Below are 18,950 nucleotides of genomic sequence, written 5' to 3' on the forward strand. Positions count from 1 at the left end.
CCGAACCGAAAGTACAGCAGATGGCACGCTTCACTCCCCCACGCGACCCGGGCGGACCCCTCGCGCACCCGAGACCGGCGGTCGCCGTCATCGGCTGGCTCTTCCGGTCGCAGTGGCGGATGCTCGCGATGAGCACGGTCGTCTCGTTCGCGTTCCTCGGCTGCCAGCAGTTCGTGCCCTTCGTGGTCGGACGCGCGGTCGACACGGGCCTCGTCGCGGGCGACCGCACCGCCCTCTACTGGTGGTCGGCGGCCCTCATGGCCTGCATCGGGATCGCCACGGCCACGGGAGTGGCGAGCTTCTACTACATGATGTACACCGCCATGGACACCGACTTCCGGGTCCAGCGGCGCCTCGTCGACACCGTCGTCGCGGTCGGCTCGCGCATCAGGTCGCGGGCCGACGCGGGCGAGCTCGTGGCCATCTCGGCGGCCGACGCGCACGCCCTCAGCTCGGTCTCGATGATGTTCGGCCGCTTGGCTTCCGCGCTGCTCGCGTTCATCCTCGCGCTCGCGATCCTCGCCACCCTCTCGTGGTGGTTCGTACTCGCCGCCGGAGTCGGCGTCCCGGCCATGTTCATGCTCCTGCGGCCGCTGTTCCTTCGCCTCGAAGCGCGCGGACGCGAGTTCCGCACCCGCATCGGCGAGCAGACCGGCATCGGCACCGACGCCGTCGCGGGCCTCCGCGTCCTGCGCGGCATCGGCGGCGAAGCGCACTTCATCGGCCGGTACAAGGCCGCCTCGCAGGCGTCCCGCCGCGCCGGAGTGCAGGTGCGCCGCACCGCCGCGGGCCTCGAATTCGCGCGACTCGCGCTGCCCGGCACGCTGCTCGTGCTCGTCCTGTGGATGGGCGCGGAGATGACCCTCAACGGCACCATCACCGCGGGCGAGTTCGTGGCGCTCTTCGGGTACCTGGTCGCGCTCACCCGGCCGCTCGGGTACACCATCCAAGGCGTCGACGCCCTGACCCGGGCCATCGTCGCCTCCGGGCGCTTCCAGAAGCTCCAGGACGAGCACCCCGAACCCGAAACCGATGACGAGTGCCCTTGGCCCGCAGGCGAACCCCTGCATGACCCGGCCAGCGGCATCACCCTCGAGCCGGGCTTGATCACCGGCATCGCCACCGGTGACGGCAAGGGCGCGACCGGACTCCTCGACCGCCTCAGCGGCTACGGCGAGACCGGCGAAAGTGCCCGCATCGGCTCGATCCCCTTGGACGCCTTCAATACCGCCACGGTCCGGCGTCACCTCCACCTGCTCGAAGCCCGCGCACAACTCTTCAGCGGACCGCTCCGCGACCAGCTCGACGTGGACGGCGCCCGCACGGACGCCGACATCATGCGGGCCCTCCACACCGCCTCCGCCGTCGACATCGTCGGCGTCGACCCCTCGCTCATCGAGAGCGCGGACGTCCCGACCAGCGGTTACGATCTCGACACCGTTGCGGGCGAACGCGGCCGCAACTTCTCCGGCGGGGAACGCCAGCGCCTCATCCTCGCCCGCGCGCTCCTGGCCGACCCTGAGATCCTCATCCTCGACGATCCGGCCAGCGCGTGCGACGCCCAGACCGAAGCCCGCATCGCGGATCGGCTCGCCCGGCACCGCCGGGGCCGGACCACCGCGATCCTCACCAACTCCCCGCAGCTCCTGGCCGTCTGCGACCGCGTCCACTTCCTCAACGGCGCGGTCGTCGCGGGCACGCACGCCGAACTGCTGCACCACGCCGAGTACCGAGAGGCGGTCACCCGATGAGCGGGACGACGCTCCCCATCGCGACCCCGGCCGAGACCCGCAGGTACCTGCGGGTGCTCATCGGCCGCCACCGCATGCGCTTCAGTCTCGTTGTGGCCCTGACGATCGGCGCGGCCCTCGCGGGCATGTCGACGCCGTACATCGTCGGTCTGATGACCGACGCGTTCGCGTCCTGGGCCCGCGGCGGCGCGACCGATCCGGGCTCGGACCTGCGGTGGCAGATCCCGCTGATCCTCGCCGCGGTCCTCGCGCAGGCGGGCCTGACGTGGGCTTCGTACCGGAACCTCGCGGTGCTGTCGGAGCAGATCGTGGCCGACGTGCGCGAGGAGTTCATGGAGCGAACGCTCGCCCTCCCGCCTGGCCAGGTCGAGGCGGCCGGGACGGGAGAGCTGCTGTCCCGCACCAGCCTCGACGTGGCCCAGGTGCAGCATTCGCTCGTGCAGGCCGCGCCGCAGTTCTTCACCGGGCTGATCACGGTGCTCGTGTACGTGGCGGGGGCCTTCTGGGTCTCGCCGGTGCTCGGCGCGGCGATCCTGGTCGCGGTGCCGCCGATGGTGCTGGTGCTGCGCTGGTATTTCAAGCGGGCGTTCAACATCTTCCACGACGTGCAGGCGGCCAAGGCCGAGCTGACTTCGGCTGTGGCCGAGACGATCGACGGCGTCAAGACCGTCGAAGCCCTCGGCTGGCAGGATCGCCGCGTGGCGCATACCGACTTGGCGGTGGACAAGCTGTTCGGTGCGCAGATGCGGTCGATGCGCTTGCGCGGCACGCTGTTCCCTGTGCTGGACTTCTCGGCGTTCCTGCCCTGCTTCACGGCGCTGCTGCTCGGCGGCGTCCTGACCGCGACCGGGTACCTGACGATCGCGCAGACGACCACCGTGGTGCTCATCATGCAGCTCGCGGTCGCCCCGGCGATCGAGATGATCCTCTCGCTCGAATGGGTCCAGAACGGCACGATCTCGCTGGCGCGGCTCATCGGCGTGCGCGGCGAGCAGACCGTCGCCGGGGACGCGAGGCCGGACCGCGATGAGGACGAGATCATCGAGCTCAAAGACGTGACCTTCGGTTATACCCCGGAGAAGCCGGTGCTGCGCGAAGTCGACCTCGCGCTGCGAAGAGGCGAGCGCCTCGCCCTCGTCGGGCCCACCGGCGCCGGAAAGTCCACATTGGCGCGGCTCATGGCGGGCATCCACCAGCCGAACGAGGGCACGGTCCGGGTCGGCGGCGCGGAGACGCGCGAGATCGACGAGACCATGCTGCGGCGCTTCGTGATCCTCGCGACCCAGGAGTACCACCTCTTCAACGACACCCTCGGCTCCAACCTGCGCCTCGGCGCGCCGGGTGCCACCGACGAGCAGCTGCGCGAGGCCCTGAACGTGGTCGGTGCGGGCGACCTCCCCGACCGCCTCGACGACGGCCTCGACACGGTGGTCGGCGGCCGCGACCACGCCCTGACCCCGGCCGAGGTCCAGCAGGTCGCGCTCGCCCGCGTCATCCTCGCCGCCCCCGAGGTGATCGTCCTCGACGAGGCCACCTCCATGCTGAGCCCCAACGCCGCCAGCGACATCGAGCAGGGACTCAACCGCATCCTCGCGGGCCGCACGGTCGTCAGCATCGCCCACCGCCTCAACACCGCCCACGACGCCGACCGCGTCGCCGTCGTCGAACACGGCCGCATCACCGAACTCGGCTCCCACGACGAACTCATCGCAAAGAACGGCGCGTACGCCGCCCTCTGGCAGCGCTGGCACGGCTGACTCAGGTCGCGTCTGACCGGCGGTGTACACATGGCACACTGCTGACACCCCGACCGCTCTTATACAACTGGATGACCCGATGCACCAAAGCGACGACCTCCGCCAGCGCCTCGACCAGATCCGCCGGACCCTCAGAGGCGAGGCCCGCTCCGCCGCGCTGGAGCTGCACCTCGAAGCGGCCGAGGCGGAAGGCGACAGGCCGCTGGTCAACGAAACCCTCGCGACCCTCATCAACTCCTACGAGTTCTCACCTGACGCCACGCGCCTGCTCGTGCCGTACGCGAAGTTCCTGCACAACTACGACACCGAGCCCGAGCACTTCGACACTGAGCTGATCCGGCGCCTGTACTGGATGTTCAAGTGGGTGGTCAGCAAGATGACCGACCACCCCGACGTGCCGCTCGCGTCGATCGAAGAGGCCATCGCGCAGATGCGGCGCCGGTACGCCGAGGCCGGCCACTCGCTCCATCCCGTGCACGAGTCCGAGTACTGGCTGTACCTCCACATCGGCGACAAGGAGCGGGCAGCCCGGGCCGCCGAAGCCATGCTCGCCACCGAGCCCGACTCGATGAGCAACTGCGAGGCCTGCCGCTGCAACACCCTCGGGCTGATCGCGATCGAACGCGACGACTACGAGCGGGCCCTGGCCGACTGGAGCCCGATCCTCAAGGGCGAGCTGCGCTGCGCGCACGAGCCCCACGCGACCCTCGCCCGGTCGCTGCTGCCCCTCGCCGCGCTCGGGCGGCTCGACGAAGCCCGCGCGAACCACCTGCACGGGTACCGGATCAGCCGCGACAACGACGACATGGTCCGGATCATCGCCCGGCACATGCGGTTCTGCGCCCTCACCGGCAACGAGGCCCGCGCCGTCGAGATCCTGGACGCGCACGCCCGCTGCTTCCAGCTCGGGCTCGAACCCGATGTGCTGCTGACGTTCCTCGAAGGCGTCCAGGTCGTCTGCGGTTCGCTGCGCGCACGAGGGCTCGGGGACACGGAGCTCACCGGCCCGGGCGGGCGGCGATGGAACGCCGACGAGCTGTACGCGCATGCCGACACCGAACGCCGCGCGATCTGCGAACGCTACGACCGCCGCAACGGCACCGACGCGGTCTCGCGCGAATCGCAGCTGGCCGTCGATTCCGAGCGGACGTATCCGCATGTGCCGCTCGGACTCAAGACCTTCACCGCCGCTCCGCCTGCGCCCGAACCGGTGATGCCGGAACCGCAGGCCGCGTCCTTGGAAGCGCTCGAGGCGGCCCTCGTCAAGGCGCGGGCTGCCAACGACGCGTTCGCGGAAGACGTCATGGACCACTGGAAGGCGGTGGACCGCCTCGTTCAAGCGCTCGGAGTCGAACTCGAACCCGCCGACGAGGCGAACGTCCTGCTCGGCCGGATCGACGAGTCGAAGGGCCTCGACCACTCCCTCGAACTCGCGGCGCAAGTCCGCGAACGATTCACCGCAGCGGGACAGCCGGGCCGAGCCCTCGCGAACCTGGCCGCCACGCTCCACTGGAGACTCCAAGAGGACGTCGAGAGCATTCCGGAGGTGGCCGCTCAAGTCCTCGCCGAGGCGCCCGCCCATGCCGCGACCGAACCGGTCTTCGCGTTCAGGGCACGCGCGGCGGCGCTCAGCGCCCTGCTGCTGCACTGCCGGTCCACGGGCGCACAACCCGGGCCCGAACTGCTGGCCCAGGTCGAAGCGCTCGACGCCGAACTCGCCGCCGCTCCCGAGAACCGCCGCAACACCCTCTCCCGGACGCAGCTCGCGATGTACTTCGCCGGCTGCGTCAACGAACCCGAGCCTCGCCTGCACGCGTTCCGAAAGGCTTTCGAACTCGCATCGGCAGGAGAGCACCGCCAGGAGCTCTTCTCCTGCTCCATCGAGTACGGAAGCATCCTCAATGGAACCGGCAGCTTCGAGGAGGCGATTCGCGTCGCCGAAACCGGGCTCGCCAACTCCGGACCGGGGTCCCACCCGTTCGCACTCGCCGTGCTGCACTTGACCATCACCGAATGCACGACCAACCTCGGCATCCCGGCCAAGGCCGAAGCCCATGCCATCCAGGCGGCGCACTACTACGACCAGGCCGGGGAACGCGGCTGCGCGGGCGTCGCCCGCCACCTGCTCGGCGTCGCGCTCGCCCGGCAGGGCCGCCACCAGGAGGCGGTGGTGATCTTCGAGGCGGCGCTCGCCGACCTGCCCGAGATGCATGAGCACGAGCACTGGCGACTGGTCGATTCGCACGGCTGCCTTGCGGAGTCGTACCACCAGCTCAGGGAGCTCCGGCCCGCCCTCCACGAAGCGCTCGAAGCCCTGAAACTGATGGACGGCGGACTCGCGCACCGGGACCGGACCTATTTCGCGCGCATCGCGCACCTGGCCGGAACGCTGCTCGAACGGATCGGCGAATTCGACGACGCGATCCTGACCTATCGACGCTCCATGCAGGCCTGGCGCGAACTCGGCGCGTTCCCGACGGCGGCCAACGCGGCCCGCGCGGCGATGTGGGTCGAACTCCGGCACGGCACAGGCGAGCCCGTGACCGCCGGAATGCGCACGCTCGCAGCGGAGCTGCGGGAGCACTGGCAGGACGCCGAACTTCCTCCCGGGTACCGGGAGGCCTGCCGCCACGAACTCGCGAAGACCCTCATGCAGCACGCGAACATGCTCGTCGGCGAACAGGATGCCCGCGGCCTGGGCACACCGGAGGAATGCCAGGCCCTCAACGAGGAGGCCCTGCGCGTCCTCCTCGATGGCGAGTTCGACGGGTCGCTCGGCGCGCAGGCCGTCTCGCAGCTCCTTGATTGCCTTGAGGCGCAAGGAGAAAACCCGGACGACTGGGAAGCCGCCGCGACCGACGCCATCAAGCGCCTCGGCCTCGAAGACCACGAGCCCGTCAAGCAGATGATCACTGAGCAGCTGGACCGCATGAGGCACGACTACGACGAATACGAGGCAGCGGGCTCCTAGCCGCGTTGCGGGCCGGTCGATCGCCACCCGTTCGACCGGCCCGCGCCTCTGCAGATGCGTTTCACGGCCGCAGGCCGCCGGCCATTGACAAGAACGGTTCGCCGACATTGCCCACGGTCAGGCTCTGCCGCAGGAGGTCGAGGTCCGCCCCGTGCGCGGCGAAGTGGTCCAGCAGCGGCCGATACCGGTCGGGCCGGTCGCGGTTGAACTCGCTGGGCAGCCTGAGTTCCAGTCGCACGCAGTCGACGCGAAGGCCGTCGCAGTCCACGGTCACGTAGTGCCGCCAGGGGCCGGGGCCCATGCACTCCCATCCGTCCTCGACGATGGGGGCTTCCACGGTGCTGAAGCTGAAGCCGACGCCGTCGAGGCTGTAGCAGGCGAAGTACTGGCGGGAGACCTCGATCCATTGCGGCGGGGTCACGCACGGCAGATGCGCGAGCGCCGCGGCGATCGCGTCGAGGTCGCTTCGCCGGGCCAGCAGTATGTCGATGTCGCCGACCGGGAGGTCGACACCCTGCAGGCAGGCCGAACCTGTGCCGACCAGCCGGTACCGAAGCTGGGGAACCGCTGGCTCGATCAAGCCGAAGCCTTTGCGCAGCAATGCGACGAGCTCGTTCCGGTCGCGCAGCGGCCGAGTCTGGATCTCACCCATGCCGGGGACGCTACCCGCCGGGTCCGACATTGCGGTCCACCGAAAACGGCGCAGGTGTCGCACCTCAGTGGCACGATCGCAACCATGACCGACACGAAGGCGCGGCTGCACCATGACCTCCGCAATGCCCGCGAAAGCCTGCTGTGGAAGCTCGACGGCCTGGGTGAATACGACCTGCGCCGTCCCATGACGCCGACCGGCACCAACCTGCTCGGCCTGGTCAAGCACATCGGCGGCATCGAAGCCGGGTACCTGGGCGAGGTCCTCGGTCGGCCTGTTGCCTATCCGCCGCCCTGGTTCGCCGACGACCCGGACGAACCCAACACTGACATGTGGGTTCGGGCAGAAGAGTCGAGCGCGGACGTCATCGACTTCTACCGCCGAGTCTGGGCCCACTCGGACGCCACGATCGATGCCCTCGGCCTCGACGCTCCCGGCACGGTCCCCTGGTGGCCCGCCGAGAGCGCCGACGTCACGCTCCACCAGATGATCGTCCTCATGATCGGCGAGACCAACCGCCATGGCGGCCATGCCGACATCGTCCGCGAGCTCATCGACGGCACCGTCGGGCTGCGCCCCGATTTCAACGGTCTGCCCGAGGGCGGCGAGGCATGGTGGGCCGACTACCGCAACCGCCTGGAACAGAGCGCCCGCAGGGCCGCCGGGCGATAGCGGGCTCGATCCGGGGCACTATGCGTCGGGGTCTCGCAGCCCGACCGAGTCGTGGTCCCAGAAGGCCTGCGAGTAGACGAGCGTTCCCGTCATCCAGTCCTGATACGCCGCGAGCAGATACACCTGGAACGCGACATCGGGGATGCGCAGCGACGGCTTGCGGAAGCCGAGTTCGCCGGCCGCTTTGAAACCGAGCTTCGCGTAGAACCCGGGGTGGCCTTCGAGGAACACGAGCGGCTCACCGCGTTCGTCCAGGATCTCGAGTCCTCGGCGGATGAGCGCCGATCCGATGCCCTGGCCGTGGCGCTCGGGCAGCACGCCGACGGGGCTGAGCACCGGGACCCTGACCAGTTCGCGCGGCGCGTCGAGCAGGCTGGACGTGAACATCACGTGGCCGACGACCTGTCCATCGTCCACGGCGACAAGCGAAAGCGCATCCCGGGTCTCCCGCAGCGCGTCGTTCAAGTCCGCGACCTTCGGTCCGCTGTCCCCGAACGCCAGCTCATGGACGCTCCGGACGGCCTCGTGATCGCCCGCGGTCTCTTCACGTATCTCCATGGCGCGACCCTAGTCAGAGGATCGGACCTGAGCAAACCGGTTTCAGCCCGCCTCGATGGCGTCGAGGTCGCGCACGGCGAACCGGTGGTGCTCCCACTCCTCATCGAGGATCGTGTGCAGGCAGGAGAGCGTGGTCTCCTCGTACTTGGGGTGGTGCGGGTTCGGGCGCGGCGTGGCCAGCTCGCCAGGGGTGACCGCGGCTAGGAAGTCGCGCACGAGTGCAACGCGACTGGCCCGAACCTCGAGCACCTCTGCGTACGACGGCGTGTCCCGTACGAAGGCCCACCTGCCCTGGCCGGGATCGTCCTCGGCGCTGACGTGCATCAGTCCGATCGGGTGGATGGGCTGATCGGCCCCGAGGACCGCTAGCCCCAGCCACAGGTCCGTGGCGAAGACCAGGTGCCGCAGTGTCTGGGCGAACGACCATTCGCCGTCCACCGACACGTCGACCGTGCCGGGCGGCATCGCCCCGGCACGCTCTACCGTTGCCGCCCAGGTGTGTTCGAGCTTGGCCCAGGCCGCGCGCAGGCCTTCCGGAGATTCGGAGCGCCGCTCGGCACGGCCGGGGAAGCGGCGGTCGAGTTCGGCTTCGACGAACGGGACCACGTCGATGCCGTTGACATGGAAGCGCTGGCCCTCGGAGAGCCATGGTGAATCGATGTCCGCGTCTTTGACCTCGACCCCGCGCATCACGGCGCCGGACAGGTCGGACTCGACGAATCGGGCACCGCGCAGATTCACCTCGGTGAACTCCGCGCCCTCGAGATCGTCGGACCGGTTGAACATTGCCATGGCTGCTCCTCTCGTGGCCTGTGCGCGAGTCTATTGACGGGCACCGACACCCCGGATCGTGACGTCGGCAAGATCGCTTGACTCCGGGGCCCCGGACTGCTGGAATACAGGGCGTTGAAACTTCCATGGAAAGTAGCCCTCAAATGACTGAAACTTTCAGTGACGATCGGATCAGGCAGCATCGCACCGCCGACGCGACGGTCACCCTCACACTCGACGGGGCACCGCTCGCCGGGCGCGAGGTCGAGATTGAGCAGACGCGGCACAAATTCCTGTTCGGCTGCACCGGGTTCGAATTGATGGACCACGCCAACGGCACCTCCGCCGACCCCGAGCTCGACGCCCGAAAGGCCGAGCAGTGGGAGGGCCTCTTCAACTTCGCCACGCTCCCCTTCTACTGGGGCCGTTTCGAACCCGAGCGCGGCAAGCCCGCCACCGAGCCGCTCCGCAAGGCCGCGCAGTGGTTCGCCGATCGCGGCCACCCGGTCAAGGGCCACCCGCTCGCTTGGCACACCGTCTCCGCCGACTGGCTGCTCGACCTCGAGAACGAGGAGATCGCCCGCGTCCAGGTCGAGCGCATCAAGCGCGAGGTCGCCGATTTCGCAGGGGTCATCGACATGTGGGACGTCATCAACGAGGTCGTCATCATGCCGATCTTCGACAAGTACGACAACGGCATCACCCGCATTTGCCGCGACATCGGCCGCATCCCCATGGTGCGCATGGTCTTCGACGCCGCCCGCGAGGCCGGCCCGGACGCGACGCTGCTCCTGAACGACTTCGACATGTCGGCGGCCTACGAGTGCCTCATCGAAGGGGTCCTCGAAGCAGGTGTCAAGATCGACGCGCTCGGCCTCCAGAGCCACATGCACCAGGGCTACTGGGGCGAGGAGAAGACCGAGGCGATCCTGGACCGGTTCTCCCGCTACGGACTGCCGATCCACTTCACCGAGACCACGATCGTCTCGGGCGAGGTCATGCCGCCCGAGATCGAGGACCTGAACGACCACCAGGTCGACTCCTGGCCCTCCACCCCCGAAGGCGAGGCTCGCCAGGCCGACGAGATCGAACGCCACTACCGCACCCTGTTCGCCCACCCGTCGGTCGAGGCGATCACCTACTGGGGCATGTACGACACGGGCATGTGGCTCGGCGCCCCGGGTGGCTTCATCCGCCTCGACGGCACCCCCAAGCCCTCCTACGACCGGTTGCACCACTTGGTGAACGAGGAGTGGAAGACCCCGGCCACGACCCTCACGACCGACGAGCAGGGCCGCGTGCGCTTCAACGGCTTCCTCGGCGACTACAGCATCACGTTCGGGGACCGCGGCGGCGAGTTCAAGCTCGTTCAGGCCGGGGCGGCGGACCTGACCGTCGACTTCGCCTAGGCCGCACTCGTCGGTGCGGTCGCTGCGGCCGCACCGACGAGTGCGTTCAGGAGGATTCGACGGAGCCGCGGGCGCCGTCGCCGACCTTGGCGCTCGAACCGGTGCCCGCGGCACCGGTCTGGAGCTTGCCGTAGTTGATGACGCCGTTGTTCACGATGGTGTCGGGCAGAGGACGGCGGTCGGCAGGTCGGTCATGGCGACCACGTGAAGATCCTCGAGGATGCCGTCGACCACGCCCGCAGGCAGCTCGAGTACACGACCGACGCGACCGCCTTCTGCGACACCGAGTTCACCATCGCCGAACTGCGGCGCGTCTACGAGATCGTCTGGCAGACCAAGACCACGGCAGGCCCGCCGCGCTCTTCACTGCGGGGACGCTCAAGCGGCTGCCGCTGTCACCGGGCGCGCTAAGGACTTGCGGGGCAAGGACTCCGCGTACGTCAGGCCCCGCTCGATCCACTCGCGCAGCCGCTCGTCCGAGGCGCATGCCTCCTCGTCGATGCGGAGCCACGTCTTGGACTCGCGCCCGCCCATGACCATCGGCTCGGCGCCCGGCTCCAGGACCAGGTCCGTGAAGTCGTCGTCGCCGACGCGGATCATCGCACCGCCGCCGCTCAGCACGGCGGCCGCCATGTTGCCGTGCGCGAACCAGCAGGGACCGCCGAACATGGTCTTCTCGTACACGTACGGCCGGTTGTCGAAGATGTCGCGCACGCGGTCGGCCAGCGCCTTGTCGTAAGCCATGCGGCCAGGCTGCCACAGGACACCGACAAGGCGCTGGCGAACCGGCTACGGGGTCTCGCGGACCCAGACGGCCATGGTGCCCTTGCCGCGGTTGGCCCACGCGTAGTAGGGCACGGTGCGGATCGCGGTCGGCTCGGCCGAGACGGGCTCGGTCGCGTAGAGGCCGTCCGAAGGCGGGCCGTCGACCAGGCCTTCGGCGATGATCGCGTCCTGGCCGTCGGCGTGCTCGGTGCGGAGTTCGCCGCTGCGGGCGATCACGAGGCGGGGCACGGGGGCGGCGTTGTCGACCTCTTCAACACAGTGGACGATCGGGCCGCGCTGGACCGCGACCTTGCCCGCAGTGGAGGTGACGCGGGGGTCGGCGCGGACGAGGGTCGGGGCCATCGGGAGGGTGAGCTCGACGCGGTCGCCGCGCGCCCAGGTGCGGTCGAGGACGGCGTAGCCCTTGTCGGTGGTGTACGGGAGGACCTTGCCGTTGACGGTGACGACGGCCGCGCCGGTGGCCCAATCGGGCAGGCGGAGGCGGAGCGTCATGGGAAGGGGCGCTTCGGCTTCGGTGATCTCGAAGGCGATGGCGCCGTCCCAGGGGTAGCCGCTCTCCTGCGCGACGGTGACGCGCTGGCCGCCGTGGGCGAAGCGGGCGGAGCCGGTGACGTAGAGGTTGACCCAGAGGCCCTCGGTGTCGGCGACGTAGACGTACTGCTCGAGGGAGGTGAGGAGCCGGGCGAGGTTGGGCGGGCAGCAGGCGCAGTCGAACCAGTCGCTGCGTTCGACGGTGCCGTCGCTGGCGAGCGGGTTGCCGTAGAAGTACTTGGTGCCGTCGGCGGAGGCGCCGGAGAGGACGCCGTTGTAGAGGGCGCGTTCGAGGACGTCGACGTACTTCGCGTCGCCGGTCAGGATCATCATGCGGTGGGCCCAGAAGACGAGGCCGATGGCGGCGCAGGTCTCGGCGTAGCCGGTGTGGTCGGGAAGGTCGTAGGGCTTGCCGAAGCCCTCGATGGAGGGGTCGGCGCCGATGCCGCCGGTGACGTAGAGCTTGGTGGTGACGAGGTCGTCCCAGAGTCGTTCGCAGGCTTCGCGAAGGCCCTGGTCGCCGAGCTCGAGGGCGAGGTCGGCCATGGCGCTGTACTGGTACATGGCGCGCACGGCGTGGCCGACGGCCTTGTCCTGCTCGCGTACGGGCGCGTGGGACTGGTTGTACTCGCGGTCCCTTTGTCCACTGCGGACGTATACGCCGCCGGGGCTCCATTCGCCGCCGAAGTAGCCGGTGTCGCCGCGGCGTTCGGCCTCGGCGTCGAAGTAGAACGGGGCCTTGCCTCGGTTGTCGGTGAGGAGCAGGGAGAGGTCGAGGTAGCGGCGCTCACCCGTGGCGCGGTAGAGCTTCACCAGAGCCAGCTCTACCTCCTGGTGGCCGTCGTAGCCGCCTTCGCAGGGGCCGCCGGGGCTGAATTCGAGCCAGATGAGGTCGGCGTAGCGGCGCACGATGTCGAGGAGGGTGGTCTTGCCGGTGGCCTCGTAGTGGGCGACGCCGGCTTCGATGAGGTGCCCGGCGCAGTAGAGCTCGTGGGCGTCGCGCAGGTCGGTGAAGCGCTTCCCGGGCTTGACGGCGGTGAAGTAGTTGTTGAGGTAGCCGTCCTGCTGCTGCGCTCCAGCGAGGAGCTCGATCGCCTTGTCAACGGCCGCATCCAGTTCGGGGTCGTCGGTGGTGGCGAGGACGTAGCTGGCGGCCTCGATCCATTTGGCGACGTCGGACTCCCAGAAGATGGGGACGCGCTCGCGGTCGTCGTCGTCGTGGCTGCGCGGCTTGAGGAGCAGGGCCTCGAACTGGCCGCCTTCGCGCAGGCGGGCCTCCTGGTGCGGGATGGTCCGGGTGCGAACGGTTTCGCGGCGCGGGGACCAGAACTCGTCGGCGATCTGGACGTCGGCGAGGTGGAGCGAGGTCCGGTGCGGAGCGGGCATGGGGTTTCCTTCGGCGTGGCGGAGAGGGCGGACGGAAAAGGTTTTCGGTCAGGCTACCCGGGTCGCTTGTTTACCGATACACCGGTCTCATGCTGCGGAACGCCACTTCGCCGGAAGGCCTCCGAAAGCGTTTCCGAAACAGAGCGGCCTTGCGCAATCCGAGAGCGCCCCTTCACCTTTTGTTCACTTATGGTTGGCGGGCGGGGTACCCGCGGCGCATAGCCTCCGGAATCGGAACGCGTCGATCCGCCACCCCGAACCGCGCATCGGCGATCCTGTTCCGGACGTACTGCCATAGGAGTCCCAAATGAATCGTCGTGACGCCGCAAAGCGGCGCAGCCTGCCGCTCCTGTCCGACCACATCGGCGGCCGCTCGCAGCTCACCTGCCTCTACCGCTGCGGCGACGCCTGCAGCCACCCGGTGCCGAACACCTCCGACAACCCCTACATGGGCGACCTCATCGCCTCCGCCGTCTCCCGCCGCTCCATCTTCAAGGCCGGCGTCGTCGTGAGCGCGGGCGCGGGCGTCGCGGGGGCGCTCGGCAGCAGCGCCGTCTACGCCTCCGAAGACGACGCGCAGACCTCCGCGCTCTGGGGCTCGGTCCCCCGCGGTCTGCGCTTCGACGCCGTGGAACCGAACCGGGAAGACGCCGTCACCATCCCCGACGGATACGAGCAGCAGGTCGTGATCCGCTGGGGCGACCCGATCCTGGACGGCGCCGCCGACTTCGACCCCGCCGCGCAGACCCCCGAGGACGCCGCCGGGCAGTTCGGCTACAACTGCGACTTCCTGGCCCTGCTCGACCTCCCCGGCGAGCGGCGCCGCAAGGTGCTCGTCGCCAACCACGAGTACACCAGCGAGGAGATGATGCACTACGGCTACGACGCGGCCGCGCCCACGCGCGAGCAGGTCGAGATCGGCTGGGCCTCGCACGGCCTCTCCGTCGTGGTCCTCAAGGAGGACAGGGAGAACGGCGACCTCACGCCCGTCGTGGGCCACGAGCTCAACCGCCGCATCACCGCCACCTCCGAGTTCGTCCTCTCCGGACCCGCCGCCGGCGGCGACCTGCTGAAGACCACCGCCGACGCCGAAGGCTCGCTGGCGCTCGGCACCCTGAACAACTGCGCGGGCGGCGTCACCCCGTGGGGCACCATCCTCTCCGGCGAGGAGAACTTCAACCAGTACTTCGCGAACGCCGGGCAGGTCGCCGACGCGACCGCGAAGGCCCGCCTCGCCCGCTACGGCCTCTCCGGGAACGCCAGCGAGCGCAAGTGGGAGCAGTACGACCCGCGCTTCGACGTGCTCCAGGAGCCCAACGAGCCCAACCGCTTCGGGTGGATCGTCGAGCTGGACCCGTACGACCCCGACTGGACCCCTCGCAAGCGCACCGCCCTGGGCCGCTTCAAGCACGAGGGCGCCGGGCCGCGCGTGGACCGGCAGGGCCGCGTGGTCGTGTACATGGGCGACGACGAGCGCTTCGACTACATGTACAAGTTCGTCTCCAAGCTCAAGATGAAGACCGGCACGGGCAGGAGCGCGCGCGAGCACAACCGCAAGCTCCTCGACGAGGGCACCCTCTACGTCGCCAAGTTCACCGGCGACAGCCCCGGTGAGATCGACGGCACCGGAACCCTTCCCGAGGACGGCGCCTTCGACGGCTCCGGCGAGTGGATCAAGCTCGCCAGCGGCGACGAGTCCTTCGTGGACGGCATGACCGCCGAAGAGGTGTACGTGTTCACGCGCCTCGCGGGCGACAAGGTCGGCGCGACCAAGATGGACCGTCCCGAGGACGTCGAGGTCAACCCGAAGTCCGGCAAGGTGTACGCGGCCCTGACCAACAACTCGCAGCGCGGCACCAGCGGCAAGGCAGCGGCCGACGAGGCCAACCCGCGCAACAGCAACAAGCACGGCCACGTCCTCGAGCTCGAGGAGCGCTACGGCGACCTGGCCGCCACCAGCTTCGGCTGGCGGCTGCTGCTCGTCTGCGGCGACCCCGAGGACCCGAGCACGTACTTCGCGGGCTACCCGAAGGAGGAGGTCAGCCCGATCTCCTGCCCGGACAACGTCGCGTTCGACCCGCAGGGCAACCTGTGGATCTCCACCGACGGCAACGCCCTGGGCATGAACGACGGCCTCTTCGGCGTCTCGCTCACCGGCTCGACCCGCGGCCTGACCAAGCAGTTCCTGACCGTGCCGCTCGGTGCGGAGACCTGCGGCCCGGTCATCCAGGACCGCCACATCCTGGTCGCCGTGCAGCACCCGGGCGAGATCGACGGCGCGACCGCCGAGACCCCGCTCTCGCAGTGGCCCGACGGCCCGGACGGGGCCCTTCCCCGCCCGTCCGTGGTGAACGTGGTGAAGGACGGCTTCGACAGCATCGGCTGCTAAGCAAGGCAACCGGAAACGGGGCGACCATCGCTGGTCGCCCCGTTTCCGTTTCGGCTCATGAGTTGCGGCCGTGGACGACGAGGGCCCAGGCCAGCGCGAGGAGCGACAGCAGCGAGGCCACGCCGCGCACCGTGTTCCAGGCGATCCAGCGGGATTCGATGCTGGCGCGCAGCGCCGCCGGGTCGCCGATGGCGGCCGGGTCGCCGGCGGCTTCGAGGCGGTCGTTCATCGGCACGTTGACCGCCACGGTCCCGATGAACATGACGAGGGCCAGCACGAGGGCGAGCAGGATCCACGGGGACGCGGCGCGGTCGCCCGAGAACCAGTTCAGGGCGAGCGCGGCGGCGGTGAAGAGCACCGAGCCGAGGAACGCGGTCATGAACCAGCCGTTGAGGATCACCCTGTTGATGTGCTGCATCCCGGCGATCCAGCCGCGGTCGTCGAGGATCTTGAGGCCGGGCATCACCGCGTAGGAGAACCCGGTGAAGAGCCCGGCCATGAGGCCGACGCTGAGGGTGGACGCGAGGAGCGCGAGGAGTTGGAGGAGTCGCACGGGGCTATGCCTTTCGGTAGGTCTGGATCGCCGCTCCCGATTCGAAGACGCGGTTGTCCGCGAGCGTAAACGCGGTCGGCTCGTAGGCGCCGGCGAACATCGGGATGCCGCCGCCGAAGAGCACGGGATAGCGCTTGACGATGATCTGGTCGATCTCGGAGATCAGCGCCGAGGCGAGGTTCGCGCCGCCGCACAGCCAGATGCCCTTGCCTTCGCGCGCTTTGAGTTCGCGCACGAGTTCGAGCGGGTCGCGGTCGACGAAGTTGACGTCCTTGTCGGTGTCGGCGCCGAGGCTGCGGGTGAAGACGTACTGCTCGAGGTGGGCGTACGGGCTCGTGACGCCCATGGCGAGGCCCGGGTCGTAGGTGCGCCTGCCCATCACGAGGGTGTCGAAGTGGGTGTTCGGCGCGTCGGCGATGCCGAAGGATTCGCGGGCGAAGCTCGGCAAGGTCTCGGGCCATTCCTCCTTGATCGCTTCGAGGACGTCGGCGAAGACCATGAGCGGTTCGACTTCGTCGTTCGGTCCGGCGATGTAGCCGTCGAGCGAGGTGCCGATGTAGTAGGTGAGTTCGCGGTTCTGCTTGCGCATACACACTCCGTTTGAAGTACTATGATTGAAGTGGTTTGAACTTACCACTACATATGAAGTGGTGTCAATCGAAGGAGCGGACCGATGCGCCAGAATCCCGAGCGCCGTACGGCACTGATCGACGCTGCCATTGAAGTACTCGCAGATCAGGGGGCACGCGGACTCACGTTCCGGGCCGTCGACACCCAGGCGGGTGTGCCGATCGGCACAGCCTCGAACTACTTCGCGAACCGTGATGCCCTACTGACGCAAGCGGGTCAGCGGGTGTTCCAGCGGCTCGACCCCGGCCCCGCGGTCGTGGGCGAGGCGCTCACGCTGCCGCGCACGCGCGAGTCCGTGGACCGCCTCATGCACGAGATGGTCGAGCGCATCACCGCGTTCCGCTCCGGCTACCTGGCGATGCTGGAGCTGCGGCTCGAGGCCACGCGCCGCCCGGAGCTGCGCGAGGTGCTCACCAAGCAGATCCGCGACAACGTGCAGGAGAACATCGACTTCCACCTGGCCTCGGGGATGCCCGGGGACGCGGACACGGTCGTGATGCTCTACCTCTCGCTCAACTGGCTGATCCTCGAGCGCCTGACGCTCCCGGACGTGTTCGGCGAGGACCGGGCGGCGGCGCTCATCTCAGCGGCGGTCGACCAGATCGTGCCGCCCCAATGACGGCCGGGCAGTACCCCTCTATGAGGTCCTGGACCTCTCCGTAGGCCGGCAGGTCGGCGGGTACCGAGGCGCCGTCGCGCACTGCCGCGGCCGTACGGGCCACGGCGCCTTGGGAAGCGCGGAAGAGGAGCGAGCCGGTGCTGACGCGTGCGACACCGAGCCCGGCGAGGTCCGCGAGAGGCAGATGGGCGGGCGAGAAGAGGATGTTGAGCGGGCCGTCGACACGGTCCGCAAGGGTCGATATGTCGGCGGCGGCGACCGCTCCGGGGACGAAGATCCCGTCGGCTCCGGCTTCGCGGTACCGCCGGGCGCGCTCCAGCGTGCGTTCGAGCGGCCGGTCGAGTCCGAGCCAGTACGGGTCGGTGCGGGCGTTGAGGAACAGGTCCGGGCAGCGCCGCTTCACGGCCTCGATGACCTCGGCGTGGCGCCCGGGGTCGGCGAGGGTGCCGTCGGCCCGGCCGTCCTCGATGTTGACCCCCGCGATGCCGAGTTCGGCGAGCTGCGCGGCGACCTCGGCGACTTCCTCCGGCGTTTCGCTGAAGCCGCTCTCGATGTCGACCGAGAGGTGGACGGGCAACACCGCGAGTACCCGCGCGAGCGCGAGGGTCGCGTCGCGGGCGAGCCCGGTGGCGTCGGGCAATCCGGCCGCGGCGGCGACCCCGAGGCTCGTGGTGCCGACCGCATCGAACCCCATGGCCGCCAAGGCCGCCGCCGAGGCGAAGTCCCAGGCGTTCGGCAGCAGCAGCGGTTCGTCGCCGTAGTGCACGGCGTGGAAGTCACTCGGCATCGCGCAGCACCTCGCAGACGCCGATGGCGATCGCCAGCGCATGGTCGATCCCGGGGCAGCGATGCGCTCCGGCACCGAAGGGCATGGCGGTGAGGTCGGCCTGGACGAGAGCCCCGGAGGCGATCGACCTGCGGACGGTGGCTCGAACGGGAGGATCGGCGAGCAGCGCCCCCGCCACCAGCAGTTCAGCCGAGTCGGCCGTTGCCCCATGCCGTCGGATGGCGTTGCCGATCAGGCCGGCGGTGGCGTCGCAGGCCTGGACGAGCAGCCCGATCCTGGCGGCGGTCCGTTCGTCGGCTGCTCCCCCGAACGCCTTGACCAGGCTCGCCACGGCCGCATCGGCCTCCGCGTCGTCGGTGTCGAGCTTGTAGTGGGCGGCGACCCGGTGTACGGCGGCCGTATCGGTGCCGGCGAGCCCGAAGGCCTCGCCCAGTACGGCGACCGGCACCTGCCCGGCGATGTCCATTGTGCCTTCGGCGAGCAGTGCGGCGGTGCGGTCGCGTGCCCGCCGGCGAAGCAGCGCGGGATCGACTCGGTCAAGGAATCCGGTCGCCAGCCTGCGCCTTCGCAGATGCGTTTCGCCGCTGGAGAACCGGGCGACATGGGCACGTAGCCACCGGATGCCGCCGGGCGGGCCGTTCTGGGCCGGAGGGGGGATGAAGGCCGGGTCGGTGAGGACGCGGATCGCTTCGATCCCGTGCTGGATCGCTGTCACAGCCGCAACGCTA

General features: G+C 69.4%; 17 protein-coding genes. 8 read left to right on the forward strand and 9 right to left on the reverse strand.

Annotated elements, in window-relative coordinates; all coding sequences use genetic code 11:
• Window positions 1-20 precede the first annotated feature (20 nt).
• The 3 genes from O1R50_RS05450 to O1R50_RS05460 all read left to right on the forward strand — a co-directional run bounded on the left by O1R50_RS05450 (window position 21) and on the right by O1R50_RS05460 (window position 6,479).
• Entirely contained in the window at window positions 21-1,751 is a 1,731-nt protein-coding gene (locus tag O1R50_RS05450; RefSeq protein WP_270108887.1) for an ABC transporter transmembrane domain-containing protein, read from the forward strand.
• Window positions 1,748-3,508 carry an ABC transporter ATP-binding protein gene (locus tag O1R50_RS05455; RefSeq protein WP_270108888.1) on the forward strand — a complete coding sequence of 587 codons (1,761 nt, stop codon included), beginning with the start codon at window positions 1,748-1,750 and terminating at the stop codon, window positions 3,506-3,508. The genes O1R50_RS05450 and O1R50_RS05455 overlap by 4 nt, the downstream gene beginning before the upstream one ends.
• 79 nt (window positions 3,509-3,587) lie before the next feature.
• A complete protein-coding gene (locus tag O1R50_RS05460) occupies window positions 3,588-6,479 on the forward strand; it encodes a tetratricopeptide repeat protein (RefSeq protein WP_270108889.1) in 2,892 nt (963 codons plus the stop codon).
• Window positions 6,480-6,540: 61 nt separating this feature from the next.
• On the opposite strand, the gene O1R50_RS05465 is transcribed toward O1R50_RS05460, so the two are convergent.
• Window positions 6,541-7,131: a hypothetical protein gene (locus O1R50_RS05465; RefSeq protein ID WP_270108890.1), complete on the reverse strand. Its 591-nt coding sequence runs from the start codon at window positions 7,129-7,131 to the stop codon at window positions 6,541-6,543.
• 84 nt (window positions 7,132-7,215) lie between these two features.
• Between O1R50_RS05465 and O1R50_RS05470 the strand changes: the two genes are divergently transcribed.
• Window positions 7,216-7,803 (forward strand): DinB family protein, encoded by a 588-nt coding sequence (locus O1R50_RS05470; protein ID WP_270108891.1) that lies wholly within the window; start codon window positions 7,216-7,218, stop codon window positions 7,801-7,803.
• Between the two features lie 18 nt (window positions 7,804-7,821).
• Here the strand turns inward: O1R50_RS05470 and O1R50_RS05475 are convergent, their stop codons facing one another.
• Both O1R50_RS05475 and O1R50_RS05480 read right to left on the reverse strand, forming a co-directional pair.
• Window positions 7,822-8,361: a GNAT family N-acetyltransferase gene (locus O1R50_RS05475; RefSeq protein ID WP_270108892.1), complete on the reverse strand. Its 540-nt coding sequence runs from the start codon at window positions 8,359-8,361 to the stop codon at window positions 7,822-7,824.
• A 42-nt stretch (window positions 8,362-8,403) separates the two neighbouring features.
• Window positions 8,404-9,153, reverse strand: coding sequence for a DinB family protein (locus O1R50_RS05480; RefSeq protein ID WP_270108893.1), 750 nt, complete (start codon window positions 9,151-9,153; stop codon window positions 8,404-8,406).
• A gap of 143 nt (window positions 9,154-9,296) precedes the next feature.
• Here O1R50_RS05480 and O1R50_RS05485 point away from each other — a divergent pair, with 143 nt between their 5' ends.
• Both O1R50_RS05485 and O1R50_RS05490 read left to right on the forward strand, forming a co-directional pair.
• Window positions 9,297-10,541, forward strand: a complete 1,245-nt coding sequence (locus O1R50_RS05485; RefSeq protein ID WP_270108894.1) for an endo-1,4-beta-xylanase — start codon at window positions 9,297-9,299, stop codon at window positions 10,539-10,541.
• A 204-nt stretch (window positions 10,542-10,745) separates the two neighbouring features.
• The gene (locus tag O1R50_RS05490) at window positions 10,746-10,952 is read left to right on the forward strand and encodes a hypothetical protein (protein WP_270108895.1); all 207 of its coding nucleotides are present in this window, start codon (window positions 10,746-10,748) and stop codon (window positions 10,950-10,952) included.
• Here O1R50_RS05490 and O1R50_RS05495 read toward each other — a convergent pair.
• Both O1R50_RS05495 and O1R50_RS05500 read right to left on the reverse strand, forming a co-directional pair.
• On the reverse strand, window positions 10,920-11,285 hold the full coding sequence (locus O1R50_RS05495; RefSeq protein ID WP_270108896.1) for a TfoX/Sxy family protein: 366 nt from the start codon (window positions 11,283-11,285) through the stop codon (window positions 10,920-10,922). The genes O1R50_RS05490 and O1R50_RS05495 overlap by 33 nt on opposite strands.
• Before the next feature lie 45 nt (window positions 11,286-11,330).
• On the reverse strand, window positions 11,331-13,244 hold the full coding sequence (locus O1R50_RS05500; protein ID WP_270108897.1) for a glycoside hydrolase family 127 protein: 1,914 nt from the start codon (window positions 13,242-13,244) through the stop codon (window positions 11,331-11,333).
• A 307-nt stretch (window positions 13,245-13,551) separates the two neighbouring features.
• Between O1R50_RS05500 and O1R50_RS05505 the strand changes: the two genes are divergently transcribed.
• The gene (locus O1R50_RS05505; RefSeq protein ID WP_270108898.1) at window positions 13,552-15,633 is read left to right on the forward strand and encodes a PhoX family protein; all 2,082 of its coding nucleotides are present in this window, start codon (window positions 13,552-13,554) and stop codon (window positions 15,631-15,633) included.
• Between the two features lie 55 nt (window positions 15,634-15,688).
• Here O1R50_RS05505 and O1R50_RS05510 read toward each other — a convergent pair whose 3' ends face one another.
• On the reverse strand, window positions 15,689-16,186 hold the full coding sequence (locus tag O1R50_RS05510; RefSeq protein WP_270108899.1) for an anthrone oxygenase family protein: 498 nt from the start codon (window positions 16,184-16,186) through the stop codon (window positions 15,689-15,691).
• 4 nt (window positions 16,187-16,190) lie between these two features.
• Entirely contained in the window at window positions 16,191-16,775 is a 585-nt protein-coding gene (locus O1R50_RS05515; protein WP_270108900.1) for a dihydrofolate reductase family protein, read from the reverse strand.
• Window positions 16,776-16,859: 84 nt separating this feature from the next.
• Between O1R50_RS05515 and O1R50_RS05520 the strand changes: the two genes are divergently transcribed.
• Complete coding sequence (locus O1R50_RS05520) at window positions 16,860-17,435, forward strand: TetR/AcrR family transcriptional regulator (RefSeq protein ID WP_270108901.1); 576 nt, start codon at window positions 16,860-16,862, stop codon at window positions 17,433-17,435.
• Here the strand turns inward: O1R50_RS05520 and O1R50_RS05525 are convergent.
• Both O1R50_RS05525 and O1R50_RS05530 read right to left on the reverse strand, forming a co-directional pair.
• On the reverse strand, window positions 17,395-18,222 hold the full coding sequence (locus tag O1R50_RS05525) for an isocitrate lyase/PEP mutase family protein (RefSeq protein ID WP_270108903.1): 828 nt from the start codon (window positions 18,220-18,222) through the stop codon (window positions 17,395-17,397). The genes O1R50_RS05520 and O1R50_RS05525 overlap by 41 nt on opposite strands.
• Window positions 18,212-18,937: a cytochrome P450 family protein gene (locus O1R50_RS05530; protein ID WP_270108904.1), complete on the reverse strand. Its 726-nt coding sequence runs from the start codon at window positions 18,935-18,937 to the stop codon at window positions 18,212-18,214. Before O1R50_RS05530 ends, O1R50_RS05525 begins: the two co-directional genes overlap by 11 nt.
• Window positions 18,938-18,950: the final 13 nt, after the last annotated feature.

This window comes from Glycomyces luteolus (assembly GCF_027622875.1).
Taxonomy (GTDB): domain Bacteria; phylum Actinomycetota; class Actinomycetes; order Mycobacteriales; family Micromonosporaceae; genus Glycomyces; species Glycomyces luteolus.

What these genes read in the sequence shown, in the direction of transcription:
- O1R50_RS05485 (WP_270108894.1), top strand. Translation starts at nt 9,297, where the DNA reads ATGACTGAAACTTTCAGTGACGATCGGATCAGGCAGCATCGCACCGCC.
- O1R50_RS05505 (WP_270108898.1), top strand. Translation starts at nt 13,552, where the DNA reads ATGAATCGTCGTGACGCCGCAAAGCGGCGCAGCCTGCCGCTCCTGTCC.
- O1R50_RS05455 (WP_270108888.1), top strand. Translation starts at nt 1,748, where the DNA reads ATGAGCGGGACGACGCTCCCCATCGCGACCCCGGCCGAGACCCGCAGG.
- O1R50_RS05470 (WP_270108891.1), top strand. Translation starts at nt 7,216, where the DNA reads ATGACCGACACGAAGGCGCGGCTGCACCATGACCTCCGCAATGCCCGC.
- O1R50_RS05520 (WP_270108901.1), top strand. Translation starts at nt 16,860, where the DNA reads ATGCGCCAGAATCCCGAGCGCCGTACGGCACTGATCGACGCTGCCATT.
- O1R50_RS05450 (WP_270108887.1), top strand. Translation starts at nt 21, where the DNA reads ATGGCACGCTTCACTCCCCCACGCGACCCGGGCGGACCCCTCGCGCAC.
- O1R50_RS05500 (WP_270108897.1), bottom strand. Translation starts at nt 13,244, where the DNA reads ATGCCCGCTCCGCACCGGACCTCGCTCCACCTCGCCGACGTCCAGATC.
- O1R50_RS05495 (WP_270108896.1), bottom strand. Translation starts at nt 11,285, where the DNA reads ATGGCTTACGACAAGGCGCTGGCCGACCGCGTGCGCGACATCTTCGAC.
- O1R50_RS05515 (WP_270108900.1), bottom strand. Translation starts at nt 16,775, where the DNA reads ATGCGCAAGCAGAACCGCGAACTCACCTACTACATCGGCACCTCGCTC.
- O1R50_RS05475 (WP_270108892.1), bottom strand. Translation starts at nt 8,361, where the DNA reads ATGGAGATACGTGAAGAGACCGCGGGCGATCACGAGGCCGTCCGGAGC.
- O1R50_RS05465 (WP_270108890.1), bottom strand. Translation starts at nt 7,131, where the DNA reads ATGGGTGAGATCCAGACTCGGCCGCTGCGCGACCGGAACGAGCTCGTC.
- O1R50_RS05460 (WP_270108889.1), top strand. Translation starts at nt 3,588, where the DNA reads ATGCACCAAAGCGACGACCTCCGCCAGCGCCTCGACCAGATCCGCCGG.
- O1R50_RS05480 (WP_270108893.1), bottom strand. Translation starts at nt 9,153, where the DNA reads ATGGCAATGTTCAACCGGTCCGACGATCTCGAGGGCGCGGAGTTCACC.
- O1R50_RS05525 (WP_270108903.1), bottom strand. Translation starts at nt 18,222, where the DNA reads ATGCCGAGTGACTTCCACGCCGTGCACTACGGCGACGAACCGCTGCTG.